The organism is Rothia kristinae, from assembly GCF_016028855.1.
GTDB lineage: Bacteria > Actinomycetota > Actinomycetes > Actinomycetales > Micrococcaceae > Rothia > Rothia kristinae.
In genome coordinates this window covers 318014-331310 of sequence record NZ_CP065738.1, presented here as the reverse complement: position 1 = coordinate 331310, position 13297 = coordinate 318014, and the positions used below count along the sequence as shown (strand labels likewise).

The 13297-nt window shown below is 72.5% G+C and carries 9 protein-coding genes; all 9 read left to right on the top strand.

Features of this window, described 5'->3' with window-relative positions; genetic code table 11:
* The first annotated feature begins 5 nt into the window (after positions 1-5).
* Positions 6-1175 (top strand): glycine cleavage system aminomethyltransferase GcvT, encoded by a 1170-nt coding sequence (gene gcvT, locus I6G21_RS01480; protein WP_129357773.1) that lies wholly within the window; start codon positions 6-8, stop codon positions 1173-1175.
* A 4-nt stretch (positions 1176-1179) separates the two neighbouring features.
* Positions 1180-2622: an L-serine ammonia-lyase gene (locus I6G21_RS01475; RefSeq protein ID WP_129357774.1), complete on the top strand. Its 1443-nt coding sequence runs from the start codon at positions 1180-1182 to the stop codon at positions 2620-2622.
* 166 nt (positions 2623-2788) lie between these two features.
* Positions 2789-3868, top strand: coding sequence for a mevalonate kinase (gene mvk / locus I6G21_RS01470; protein WP_061225621.1), 1080 nt, complete (start codon positions 2789-2791; stop codon positions 3866-3868).
* Positions 3865-4860, top strand: a complete 996-nt coding sequence (gene mvaD, locus I6G21_RS01465; protein WP_061225622.1) for a diphosphomevalonate decarboxylase — start codon at positions 3865-3867, stop codon at positions 4858-4860. Before mvk ends, mvaD begins: the two co-directional genes overlap by 4 nt.
* Positions 4857-6014: a phosphomevalonate kinase gene (locus I6G21_RS01460; RefSeq protein WP_129357775.1), complete on the top strand. Its 1158-nt coding sequence runs from the start codon at positions 4857-4859 to the stop codon at positions 6012-6014. The genes mvaD and I6G21_RS01460 overlap by 4 nt, the downstream gene beginning before the upstream one ends.
* Complete coding sequence (fni, locus tag I6G21_RS01455; RefSeq protein ID WP_129357776.1) at positions 6011-7168, top strand: type 2 isopentenyl-diphosphate Delta-isomerase; 1158 nt, start codon at positions 6011-6013, stop codon at positions 7166-7168. Before I6G21_RS01460 ends, fni begins: the two co-directional genes overlap by 4 nt.
* Positions 7165-8217, top strand: a complete 1053-nt coding sequence (locus I6G21_RS01450; RefSeq protein ID WP_055684602.1) for a hydroxymethylglutaryl-CoA reductase — start codon at positions 7165-7167, stop codon at positions 8215-8217. The genes fni and I6G21_RS01450 overlap by 4 nt, the downstream gene beginning before the upstream one ends.
* Positions 8214-9392, top strand: coding sequence for a hydroxymethylglutaryl-CoA synthase (locus tag I6G21_RS01445; RefSeq protein WP_129357777.1), 1179 nt, complete (start codon positions 8214-8216; stop codon positions 9390-9392). Before I6G21_RS01450 ends, I6G21_RS01445 begins: the two co-directional genes overlap by 4 nt.
* A 338-nt stretch (positions 9393-9730) precedes the next feature.
* Positions 9731-13246 (top strand): DNA-directed RNA polymerase subunit beta, encoded by a 3516-nt coding sequence (rpoB, locus tag I6G21_RS01440; RefSeq protein WP_129357778.1) that lies wholly within the window; start codon positions 9731-9733, stop codon positions 13244-13246.
* The last annotated feature ends 51 nt before the right edge of the window (positions 13247-13297 follow it).

Below are 13297 nucleotides of genomic sequence, written 5' to 3'. Positions count from 1 at the left end.
CCGCCATGACCGAGACCCCCGTTCCCCCCGCCGTCGAGGACGGCCCGCGCCGCACCGCCCTGCACGCCGTGCACGAGGCCCTGGGGGCGCAGTTCACGGACTTCGGCGGCTGGGACATGCCGCTGAAGTACGCCAACGACGTCGCCGAGCACCAGGCCGTGCGCGAGGCCGCCGGGCTGTTCGACCTCTCCCACATGGGCGAGATCCGGGTGCGCGGGCCCCAGGCCGCTGACCTGCTGGACCACGCCCTGGTCTCCGCCTTCGGCGCCCTGGCCGTGGGACGGGCCAAGTACTCCCTGATGGCCACCGAGGACGGCGGGGTGGTGGATGACCTGATCACCTACCGCCTGGCCGAGCGGGACTACCTGGTGGTGCCCAACGCCGCCAACGTCGACGCCGTGCTGCGCGAGCTCACCGTGCGCGGGGCCGGCTTCGACGCCGAGGTGGCCGATGAGTCCGCGGCCACCGCCCTGGTGGCCCTGCAGGGCCCGGCCGCCGTCGAGATCCTCGGGGATGCGCTCGAGGAGCTGCACCTGGCCGACGGCGGCACCGAGCTGTCCGGGCTGCGCTACTACGCCTGCGCCCCCGCGGTGGTCGGCGGGATCGACGTGCTGCTGGCCCGCACCGGCTACACCGGGGAGGACGGCTTCGAGCTGTACGTCGCCCGGGAGCAGGCCGAGCAGCTGTGGAGCGTGCTCGCCCAGGCCGGGGAGTCCCGCGGGGTCATGCCGGCGGGGCTTGCGGCCCGGGACTCGTTGCGCCTGGAGGCCGGGATGCCGCTGTACGGCCACGAGCTGGGCGCGCGGATCTCCCCCTACGCGGCCGGCCTGGGCGGGCTGGTGCGCGCCGGGCTGAAGGCCAAGGAGGACTTCGTCGGCCGCGCCGGGCTGGAGGGGGCCGGTGAGCGGGCCGAGGCCGAGGACGCCCGCGTCCTGGTCGGGCTGCGTGGCCTGGCCAAGCGCCCGGCCCGGGCCGGTGCTGCGATCGTGGAGGACGGGCAGACGATCGGGGAGGTCACCTCCGGGATCCCCTCGCCCACCCTGGGCCATCCGATCGCGATGGCCTTCCTGCGCGCGGACCGGGCCGAGCCCGGCACCGAGGTCACGGTGGACATCCGCGGGAAGCACGCGCAGTTCGAGGTCGTCCCGCTGCCCTTCTACCGGCGGGAGCGCTAGGCCCGTGGCCACCGACATCAGCGTGTTCGACCTGTTCAGCATCGGCGTCGGACCCTCCAGCTCTCACACGGTGGGCCCGATGCGAGCGGCCAACCGCTTCATCACGGAGCTGATCCGCGCGCACCAGCTGGACGACGTCGCGGACCTGCGGGTGGACCTGTACGGTTCGCTGGCGGCCACCGGCGCCGGGCACGGCACCATGTCCGCCACGCTGAAGGGCCTGGCCGGGTGGGTCCCGGAGACCATCGACGTGCCCGCCTCGGAGCGGCTCGTGCAGGAGAATCAGGCCACCGGGCGGCTGCGCCTGGCCGGGTTCGCCCCCGGCATCGAGCCGCGCGAGGCCGCCCGGGAGGACCTGGTGTCCGGCCCGGCGGTCGCGCTGACCGAGGCCGGGATGGTGCTGCGCCCGCTGACCGTGCTCGAGCGGCACACCAACGGGATCCGCTTCACCGCCGTGGACGCGGATGAGGCGGTGCTGCAGCAGCGCACGTACTTCTCGATCGGCGGCGGCTTCGTCATCGAGGAGGGGGAGGAGGCCGCCGGCGGGGACAGCCTGACGGATGTGCCCCACGCCTTCACCTCCTCGGCCGAGCTGCTGCAGATCGCCGACGACGCCGGGCTGTCCATCGCCCAGATCAAGCTGGCCAATGAGACCACCGCCCGCACGGAGGAGGAGGTCACCGCGGGGATCCTGCACATCTACCAGGTGATGCGCCAGTGCATCGGCTCCTCCCTGTCCCGCATCGGCTACCTGCCGGGCCCGCTGAAGGTCCGCTGCCGGGCGGGGCAGTGGCACCGGGAGCTGCTCGAGGAGGATCCGCGCAAGGAGCCCAGCTGGGCCATCGACTGGGTCAACCTCATCGCCCTGGCCGTCAACGAGGAGAACGCCTTCGGCGGGCGGGTGGTCACCGCGCCGACCAACGGGGCCGCCGGCATCCTGCCGGCGGTGCTGCACTACGCGATGAACTACCTGCCGGGCATCCGCACGGCGGGGCGCCGGGCCCGGGACCGGGCCGTGGTGGACTTCTTCCTCGCCGCGGCCGCCGTCGGGACCCTGTACAAGAAGAAGGCCTCGATCTCCGGGGCGGAGGTCGGCTGCCAGGGGGAGGTGGGCTCCGCCTCCTCGATGGCCGCGGCCGGACTGGCCCAGGTGATGGGCGGGACCCCGCACCAGGTGGAGAACGCCGCGGAGATCGCGATGGAGCACAACCTGGGTCTGACCTGCGACCCGGTGGGCGGGCTGGTGCAGATCCCGTGCATCGAGCGCAACGCGATGGCCGCGGCGAAGGCCGTGAACGCCGCCCGGATGGCCCTGCGCGGGGACGGGGAGCACCGGGTCTCCCTGGACCAGGTCATCGAGACGATGCGCCAGACCGGCGCGGACATGTCCCACCGGTACAAGGAGACCTCGGAGGGCGGGCTGGCGGTCAACGTCGTCGAGTGCTGACGGGGGCGCACAGGGGCCGAATGGGCCCTCCCGCGGGACAGGACGTAGGATCGAGGGGATCCCCTCGCCGCGGGCGGGAGGACCACGGCCCCCACGCGCCGCGCCCCGAGCGGACGCCGCCCGCGGGGCCCGGCACAGCACAGGCGAGGAACGGAAACAGCTCAGGATGGAACACGGCGCTGTCGAGAACCGCTCGGACCTGCGCGCCGCACCCGGCGCCACCGACCCCCTCCCCGCGGCCCCGCAGACCCCCGCGCACCCGGCCGCCCACCCCACCCGGACCCCGGGGCCCGACACCGCCGCGGCCCCCGGGCACATCGGCACCGGGTGGGCCCACGCCAAGATCATCCTCTTCGGCGAGCACGCCGTGGTCCACGGGCAGCCCGCCATCGCCTTCCCGCTGCGCAAGATCGGCCTGCAGGCCACCGCCGCTCCCGTGCCCGGCCCGCTGCGTCTGACCGTGGACATCTACGACGGCCCGTTGGCCCACGCCCCGGCCCGCCTCGGCTCCCTGGTCACCACCATCGAATCCACCCTGGACCTGCTGCACCACCCCCTGGAGGGCGTGCACGTGACCTGCTTGGGCGACGTCCCCCTGGAGCGCGGCCTCGGATCCAGCGCGGCCGGGGCCTCCTCGATCGTCAACGCGCTCGCGGACCTGATGGGCACCGAGCTGGACGAGCGCACCCGCTACGAGCTGGTCCAGACCGGGGAGCGGGTCGCCCACGGCAGCCCCTCCGGGCTGGACGCCTACACCGTGGTCACCCAGCGGCCCATCTGGTTCCAGGCCGGGCGGGTCGAGGACCTCGAGGTCGCGCTGTCCGCCCCGCTGGTGGTCGCCGACTCCGGGCGCCCCGGGGACACCCACTCCGCGGTGGCCGCCGTCGGGGAGATCCGCCGCTCGGACCCGGAGCTGGCCGCCGACTACTTCGAGACCATCCGCCACCACACCGTCGCCGCCCGGGCGGACCTCGCCGCCGACCGCGCCGCCTCCCTCGGTGCCCACATGGACGCCGTGCACGAGACCCTGCAGATCCTGTCCGTCTCCTGCGAGGAGCTGGACCACCTGGTCGGCACCGCCCGCGCGGCCGGGGCCCACGGGGCCAAGCTCACCGGCGGCGGGCGCGGCGGCTGCATCATCGCCCTGGCCCGGGACCGGGGCCACGCCCCCCAGCTGGCCCGGGCCCTGGAGGAGGCCGGGGCCGCCCAGACCTGGATCATCGACCCCGAGGAGTTCACCGCGTGAGCCGGCAGCCCGCCACCGCCGTGGCCCACCCCAACCTCGCCCTGATCAAGTATTGGGGCAAACGCGACGAGCAGCTCGTCCTGCCGCACACCGGCAGCCTCTCCCTGACCCTGGACGTCTTCCCGACTACCACCACCGTCACCCCGGACCCGGAACTGAGCGCGGACGCCTTCACCCTCAACGGCGTCGAGCAGACCGGCACCTCCGCGGCACGGGTCACCGCCTTCCTGGACCTGGTGCGCCGGCTGGCCGGCTCCACCGCGCACGCGCGGGTGGTCTCCGAGAACTCCGTGCCCACCGGGGCGGGGCTGGCCTCCTCCGCCTCGGGCTTCGCCGCCCTGGCCCGCGCGGCGGCCGCCGCCTACGGCCTGCCGGAGGACGCCCGCACCGTCTCCCGCCTGGCCCGGCGCGGCTCCGGCTCCGCCGCCCGCTCGGTGCTGGGCAACCTCGTGATCTGGCACGACGGCAAGGGGGCCGAGGATCCCGACGCCGCCTCCTTCGCCGAGCAGGTGCCCGGCCCGCAGCTCGGCATGGTCATCGCGGTGGTCTCCGCGCGGACCAAGGCCGTCTCCTCCCGGACCGCGATGCGCGAGACCGTGGCCACCTCCCCGTACTTCCCCGGCTGGGTGCAGTCCACCGCTCAGGATCTGCGGGACATGCGCGCGGCTCTGGCCGCCGGGGACGTGGAGGCCGTCGGAGAGCTCACCGAGTCCAGCGCCCTGCGCATGCACGCCGCGATCATGGGCAATCGGCCCCCGGTGCGCTACCTCGCCCCTACCTCCGTGGCGCTGTTCGACGCCGTCGCCGCCCTGCGCGCCGAGGGCCTGGGCGCCTGGGCCACCGCCGACGCCGGCCCCAACGTCGCCGTGCTGACCCGCGCCGAGGATGTCCCGACCCTGCGGGACCGGCTGGCCGAGCGCTTCCCGGATCTCCGGCTGATCAGCGCCCAGGCGGGCCCCGGGGCGCACCTGCTGGACCGGGGGCGGGCATGATCCCGGAGGACCCCGCCCCGCGGGTCACGACCGACGCCCCCGGCAAGCTGTACCTGCTGGGGGAGTACGCCGTCGTGGAGCCGGGACGCCAGGCCGTGCTGGTGGCCGTGGACCGGCGGGTCACCGTGCAGCTGCGGGACCTGGAGGAGACCGGGCTGCTGGAATCCCCCCACGCCCCGGACCCCACCCCGGTCACCTGGCGCCACGGTGCGGGCGGGCCGAGCTTCTCCGAGGAGGGCCAGGGCTACTACCGGTACGTGCGCGCGGCGATCACCGTGGTGGAGACCTGGCGCGCCGAATCCGGGCTGGCCCCGCGCCACTACGGACTGCGCATCACCAGCGGCCTGGACGACGCCGTCTCCGGCGCGAAGTTCGGCCTGGGCTCCTCCGCGGCGGTCACCGTGGCCGTCGTCGGGGCCGTGGCCGCGGCCTACGGGCTGGATCCCACCCCCGAGCAGGTCTACCGCCTGGCCCTGATGGCCACCGTCATGGTCACGACCCTGACCTCCGGCGGGGACCTGGCCGCCTCCGCCCTGGGCGGGTGGGTGCACTACGCCTCCCCGGACCGCCAGGCCGTGGCGGACATGCTGGCCCGCGACGGCGTGAGCCGCACCCTGCGGGCTCCCTGGCCCGGGCTGCGCCTGGAACCGGCCCTGCCCGCCGGCACGCCCCTGCCGGTGCGCCTGGCCATCGGGTGGACCGGAACCCCCGCGGACACCCCCGAGCTGGTCGGGGCCGTGCGCCGCACCGCGCGCATCCCCCAGCACCTGCTGCAGCGCAGCGACGCCGCCGTGACCGCCTTCCGCGCCGCCCTGCGCGCGGCGGACGTCGAGGCGGCCGGGAAGGCCGTGGAGGCGGCCCGCGCGGTGCTGGCCGAGCTGTCCGCGCTGCGCGGCACCGTCATCGAGACCCCGCACCTGCGGGTGCTGTGCGAGACCGCCGCCGCGCACGGCTGGGCCGCGAAGTCCTCGGGAGCCGGGGGAGGGGACTGCGGGATCGCCCTGGCCGCGCGCGAGACGGACCCGGGCCGGCTGGGCGCGGCCTGGAGTGCGGCCGGGATCCGACCGCTGGATCTGGCCTTGGCCCCCGAGGGACTGCGCGTGCGCCGCACGCGGGAGGAGGAACAGCCGATGAGCCGAGGAGCGGCAGCATGAGCGGACAGCGCAAGGACGACCACCTGCACCTGGCCGCCGGCCAGCAGCGGCAGCTGCACCGGGACCCGGTCCCCACGGACTGGGACGACGTGCGCCTGCTGCACGAGGCCCTGGCCGGGATCGAGGCCGAGGACGTGGACCTGTCCGTGACCCTGCCCTGGGCCGGGGAGCGCGGGCCGGTGCGCTGGCCCGTGCCCTTCTACCTCAACGGCATGACCGGCGGCTCCGAGCACACGGGTGCGGTCAACGCAGCCCTCGGGGAGGCCGCGGCGGCCACCGGCCTGCCGATCGCCACCGGGTCCATGAGTATGTACCTCAAGGACCCCTCCACCCTGCCCAGCTTCCGGGTGCTGCGCGAGGCCAACCCGGAGGGCTTCGTCATGGCCAACCTCTCCGCCGAGGCCACCCCGGATCAGGCCCGCCGCGTCGTGGAGGCCCTGGAGGCCGACGCCCTGCAGATCCACATCAACGCGGTGCAGGAGACCGTGATGCCCGAGGGCGCCCGCGGCTTCTCCGCGTGGTGCGACGGCATCACGGCCCTGGCCGAGCAGCTGCCCGTGCCGGTGGTGGTCAAGGAGGTCGGCTGCGGGATGACCCGCACCACCCTGGCCAAGCTCGCCCGCGCCGGGGTCCAGCTGGTGGACGTGGCCGGGCGCGGCGGCACGGACTTCGCCCGCATCGAGAACGACCGGCGCGACGGGCGCGACTACGCCTTCCTGCAGGGCTTCGGGCAGTCCGCCCCGATGGTCCTGCTCGACGCCCTCGGCGCCCGTGCGGGAACCCGGCTGCCCGCCCTGCTGGCCTCGGGCGGGGTGCGCCACCCCTACGACGTCGTGCGCGGACTGGCCCTGGGGGCGCGGGCCGTCGGGGTGGCCGGGACCTTCCTGCACGCCGTGCTCGCCGAGGATCCGGCCGGGTCCGCCGGGCCCGTCGCCCCCGACGGCGCCGAGCGCCTGACCGGGCTGATCCGCGCCTGGACCGAGCGGCTGCGCGAGCTGTGCGCCCTGCTCGGGGTGCGCACCCCGGCCGAGCTGACCCGCACGGACGTGCTCGTGGAGGGCCGCCTGGCCCACGCCGCCGCCCTGCGCGGAGCGGACCTGGCCGCCCTGGCCGCGCGCTCCGAGACCACCGCCTTCGAGGAGGACCGCGCATGACCGATCAGCCCCTCTACGCCCCCATCCCCCTGCAATGGGTCGGCCCGCTGCGCTTCAGCGGCAACGTGATCGACGGCGAGGAGGTCAGCGTCCCGCTGGCCACCTACGAATCCCCACTGTGGCCCTCCGTCAAACGCGGGGCGAAGGTCTCCGCGTTCGTCGACGGCGGCATCCGCGCGACCCTGGTGGACGAGCGGATGAGCCGCTCCGTGTACTTCCGCGCCGAGCACGCCGGGGCCGCGCTGGCCGCCGCCGAGGACCTGCGCACCCGCCGGGAGCAGATGCAGGAGGTGGTCTCCGGGGCCTCGCGCTTCGCCCGGCTGGTGGACCTGCACGTGCAGCACGCCGGGAACCTGCTGTTCGTGCGCTTCGAGTTCACCACCGGGGACGCCTCCGGGCACAACATGGTCACCCTCGCCGCGGACCACCTGATGCCCTGGATCCTCCAGCTGCACCCCGAGCTGGAGTACGGCTCGATCTCCGGGAACTTCTGCTCGGACAAGAAGGCGACCGCCGTCAACGGGATCCTGGGCCGGGGCAAGAACGTGGTCACGGAGCTGACCATCCCGCGGCGGATCGTGCAGCGGCTGCTGAAATCCACCCCGGAGGCCATCGCCCGGCTGAACACGGAGAAGAACCTCATCGGCACCACCCTGGCCGGGGGGCTGCGCTCGGCCAACGCCCACTACGCCAACATGCTGCTGGCCTTCTACCTGGCCACCGGGCAGGACGCGGCCAACATCGTGGAGGGCTCCCAGGGCATCACCCAGGCCGAGGTGCGCGACGGGGACCTGTACTTCGCCTGCAACCTGCCCAGCCTCATCGTCGGCTCGGTGGGCAACGGCAAGGGCGCGGGGCTGGAGACCGTGGAGGAGAACCTGCGGCGGCTGGGCTGCCGCGAGGAGCGCGAGCCCGGGGCCAACGCCCGGCGCCTGGCCGTGCTGTGCGCGGGCGCGGTGCTGTGCGGGGAGCTGTCCCTGCTGGCCGCCCAGACCAATCCGGGTGAGCTGATGGCCGCCCACGTGAAGATCGAGAGGAACGCCCGATGACCACCCCCGCCCTGGGCATCCAGGACATCACCTTCGCCACCGCCCACCACCGCCTGGACCTGGACCTGCTGGCCCAGCACCTGGGCATCGACCCCGCCAAGTTCTCCGTGGGCATCGGTCAGGAGGCCATGAGCCTGCCCGCCGAGGACGAGGACGTCGTCACCATGGGCGCCGCCGCCGCGGCCCGGATCCTGGCCGACAACGACGTCGAGGGGCTGCGCACCCTGATCTTCGCCACCGAATCCGGGATCGACCAGTCCAAGGCCGCCGGGGTGCACGTGGCCGCCCTGCTGGGCCTGCCCGCCCAGATCCGGGTGCTGGAGACCAAGCAGGCCTGCTACTCCGGGGCGGGGGCCCTGCAGCTGGCCCTGGGCGTGGTGGCCCGGCACCCGGAGGAGAAGGTGCTGGTCATCGCCTCGGACGTGGCCCGCTACGACCTGGACTCCCCGGGGGAGCCCACCCAGGGCGCGGCCGCGGTGGCCTTCCTGGTGCAGGCCGATCCCGCCCTGCTGGAGGTGGAGCCGGCCTCCGGGGTGCACACCGCGGACGTCCCGGACTTCTGGCGGCCCAACCACCGGGTCACGGCGCTGGTGGAGGGGAAGTTCTCCATCTCCGCGTACATGGACGCCCTGGAGGGGGCGTGGGAGGACTACCGCGCCCACGGCGGGGCCGCCTTCGAGGAGATCGACGCCTTCTGCTACCATCAGCCCTTCACCATGATGGCGGTCAAGGCCCACCAGCGCCTGCGCCGGCACGTGGGGGAGCCCCTGCCCAAGGCGGAGGTGGTCGAGGAGCTCGCCCCGACCGTCGGATACAACCGCGTGGTGGGCAACAGCTACACCGCCTCCGTGTTCCTGGCCCTCCTGGCCCTGCTGGACGGGGACGCGGACCTGACCGGGCGGCGCATCGGGATCTTCTCCTACGGCTCCGGGGCGGTCTCCGAGTTCTTCTCCGTGCGGGTGCTCCCGGGCTACCGGGCCCACCTGCACCGGGCCGAGCACGCCGCCCAGCTGGCCGCCCGCGAGCCCGTGGACGTCACCCGCTACCGCGAGCTGCACCCGGGCACGGCGGTCTCCGCCGCCGAGCAGCAGGCCAACCCGCGGGTCACCGCCGGCCCCTACCGCTTCGCCGGCATCGAGGGCGGGGTCCGCCGGTACGAGGCCACCGGCGCCTGAGCTCCAGTCCCGAGCCCGGCGCCCGAGCGCCCCGGCGGCGTCGTCGAGACCGCGGGAAGCGCTGAGCCCGTCCCCTGGACAGGACGGCAGGGTGTGTGTAGTGTGGAGATTTGCGCTTTCCCTAGTTCTTTGTGCCTTCATATAGCGGTGGGTACAACCGATGGATCCAGCTTCCTCCCGTCCACGCCAGCACGACCACCGTCCGCACCGCATGACGCCGCCGCCACCGCGCGGCGCGGGCGCCGGGTGAGCGTCGTGCAGCGCCGAGGACCCGCGGGAGCGGTCGGATCCTGAAGGGGAGCCTTCGAGTACAGACAGGTCTGTGGAAGGATCCAATCTTGGTCGCCTCGAGCACCTCAAACAACGACGCCGCTGGCGCGACCGGAGCCCAGCACGACGGCTCCGCGTCCCGCATCTCATTCGCGAAGATCCACGAGCCGCTGAGCGTTCCGAATCTGCTGGCCCTGCAGACGGACAGCTTCGACCGCCTGGTCGGCAACGAGCGCTGGGCCCAGCGCGTCGCCGAGGCGGAGAAGACCGGGGACACCTCCGTGTCCACCGTCTCCGGCCTGACCGAGATCTTCGAGGAGATCTCCCCGATCGAGGACTTCCAGGGCACCATGTCCCTGTCCTTCTCCGAGCCGGAGTTCGCCGACCCCAAGTACTCCATGGAGGAGTGCAAGGACCGCGACGCCACCTACTCGGCCCCGCTGTACGTCAAGGCCGAGTTCATGAACAACGAGACCGGCGAGATCAAGCAGCAGACCGTCTTCATGGGCGACTTCCCGCTGATGACCGAGTCCGGCACCTTCGTGATCAACGGCTCCGAGCGCGTCGTCGTCTCCCAGCTGGTCCGCTCCCCGGGCGCCTACTTCGAGAAGTCCGCGGACCGCACCTCGGACAAGGACATCTACTCCGCGCGCATCATCCCCTCCCGCGGGGCCTGGTTCGAGCTGGAGATCGACAAGCGCGACCAGGTCGGGGTGCGCCTGGACCGCAAGCGCAAGCAGTCCGTGACCGTGCTGCTGAAGGCCCTGGGCTGGACCGAGTCCAAGATCCTCGAGGAGTTCGGCGAGTTCGACTCGATCCGCGCGACCCTCGAGAAGGACACCGTCGAGACCCGCGACGAGGCGCTGATCGACATCTACAAGAAGCTGCGCCCGGGTGAGCCGCCGACGGTGGACGCCGCCCAGTCCCTGCTGGACAACATGTACTTCACCCCCAAGCGCTACGACCTGGCGAAGGTCGGCCGGTACAAGATCAACCGGAAGCTGGGCCTGGACAAGAACCTCGCGGACAACGATTCCTCGGTGCTGACCCAGGAGGACATCGTCGCGATGATCCGCTACCTGGTGACCCTGCACGACGGCGGCACGACCATGAAGGGCGTGCGCGACGGGCAGTCCGTGGACATCCGCGTGGACACCGACGACATCGACCACTTCGGCAACCGCCGCATCCGCGCGGTCGGCGAGCTGATCGAGAACCAGATCCGCACCGGGCTGTCCCGCATGGAGCGGGTCGTGCGCGAGCGCATGACCACCCAGGACGTCGAGGCGATCACCCCGCAGACCCTGATCAACATCCGCCCCGTGGTGGCCTCGATCAAGGAGTTCTTCGGGACCTCCCAGCTGTCGCAGTTCATGGACCAGAACAACCCGCTGGCGGGCCTGACCCACAAGCGGCGCCTGTCCGCGCTGGGCCCGGGCGGTCTGTCCCGCGACCGCGCGGGCATGGAGGTGCGCGACGTGCACCCCTCCCACTACGGCCGCATGTGCCCCATCGAGTCCCCTGAGGGCCCGAACATCGGCCTGATCGGCTCGCTGGCCACCTTCGGCCGGATCAACCCTTTCGGGTTCATTGAGACCCCGTACCGCGTCGTCGAGCACGGGAAGGTCACCGACAAGGTCGTGTACCTGACCGCCGATGACGAGAAGGGCTCGATCATCGCGCAGGCCAACGCCCCGCTGACCGAGGACCAGCGCTTCGCCGAGGACACCGTCCTGTGCCGTGCGGCCAACGGCTCCGGCGAGGCCGAGGCGATCGCCGCGGACGAGGTCCAGTTCATGGACGTCTCCCCGCGCCAGATGGTCTCCGTGGCCACCTCGCTGATCCCGTACCTGGAGCATGACGACGCCAACCGCGCGCTGATGGGCGCGAACATGCAGCGTCAGGCCGTGCCGCTGCTGCAGTCCGAGTCCCCGGTGGTCGGCACCGGCATGGAGGGCTACGCGGCCCTGGACTCCGGGGACTCCGTGCTGGCCCGCAAGGCCGGCGTGGTCCGGGAGGTCTCCGCGGACCTGGTCGTGGTGGGCAACGACGACGGGACCACCACCTCCTACCCGATCTCCAAGTTCCAGCGCTCCAACCCGGGCAACTGCTACAACCACCGCGTCGTGGTCTCCGAGGGGGACCGCGTGGAGGTGCGCGGGCTGATCGCCGACGGTCCCTCCACGGACCAGGGCGAGCTGGCTCTGGGCAAGAACCTCCTGGTGGCGTACATGTCCTGGGAGGGGCTGAACTACGAGGACGCGATCATCCTGTCCCAGCGGATGGTCTCCGACGACGTGCTGACCTCGATCCACATCGAGGAGCACGAGATCGACGCCCGCGACACCAAGCTCGGCGCCGAGGAGATCACCCGGGACATCCCGAACGTCTCCGAGGACGTGCTCTCCGCCCTGGACGAGCGCGGCATCATCCACATCGGCGCCGAGGTCGAGGCCGGGGACATCCTGGTCGGCAAGGTCACCCCGAAGGGCGAGACCGAGCTGACCCCGGAGGAGCGGCTGCTGCGCGCGATCTTCGGCGAGAAGTCCCGCGAGGTGCGCGACACCTCCCTGAAGGTCCCGCACGGCGAGTCCGGCACCGTCATCGGGGTGCGCGTGTTCGACCGCGAGGACGACGACGAGGACATGCCCCCCGGGGTCAACCAGCTGGTGCGCGTGTACGTGGCCCAGAAGCGCAAGATCACCGACGGGGACAAGCTCGCCGGGCGCCACGGCAACAAGGGCGTGATCTCCAAGATCCTGCCCGTGGAGGACATGCCCTTCATGGCCGACGGCACCCCGGTGGACGTCATCCTCAACCCGCTGGGCGTGCCCGGGCGCATGAACATCGGGCAGGTGCTCGAGGTGCACACCGGCTGGCTGGCCAAGCAGGGCTGGAAGATCGAGGGGAACCCGGCGTGGCTGGAGAAGCTGCCGAACTTCCCCAAGGAGTCCGGCCCCACCAAGGTCGCCACCCCGGTGTTCGACGGCGCGGACGAGGACGAGATCTTCGACCTGCTGGACCACACCAACCTCAACCGCGACGGCGAGCGGCTGATCGACTCCTCCGGCAAGGCCCAGCTGTTCGACGGGCGCACCGGCGAGCCGTTCCCGGACCCGATCTCGGTGGGCTACCAGTACATCCTGAAGCTGCACCACCTGGTGGACGACAAGATCCACGCCCGCTCCACCGGCCCGTACTCGATGATCACCCAGCAGCCGCTGGGCGGTAAGGCGCAGTTCGGCGGTCAGCGCTTCGGCGAGATGGAGGTGTGGGCCCTGGAGGCGTACGGCGCGGCCTACACCCTGCAGGAGATCCTGACCATCAAGTCCGACGACGTGCACGGTCGCGTGAAGGTCTACGAGGCCATCGTCAAGGGCGACAACATCCCTGAGCCGGGGGTGCCGGAGTCCTTCAAGGTGCTCATCAAGGAGATGCAGTCCCTGTGCCTGAACGTGGAGGTCCTCTCCAGCGACGGGCACGCCATCGAGATGCGCGACTCCGAGGATGAGAGCTACCGGGCCGCCGACGAGCTGGGCATCGACCTCTCCCACGCCGAGCCCAGCTCGGTCGAAGAGGTTTGATCCTCCCACCCCATCCACGAGATCGTTCATTCGTTTTTCAAGAGAAAAGGA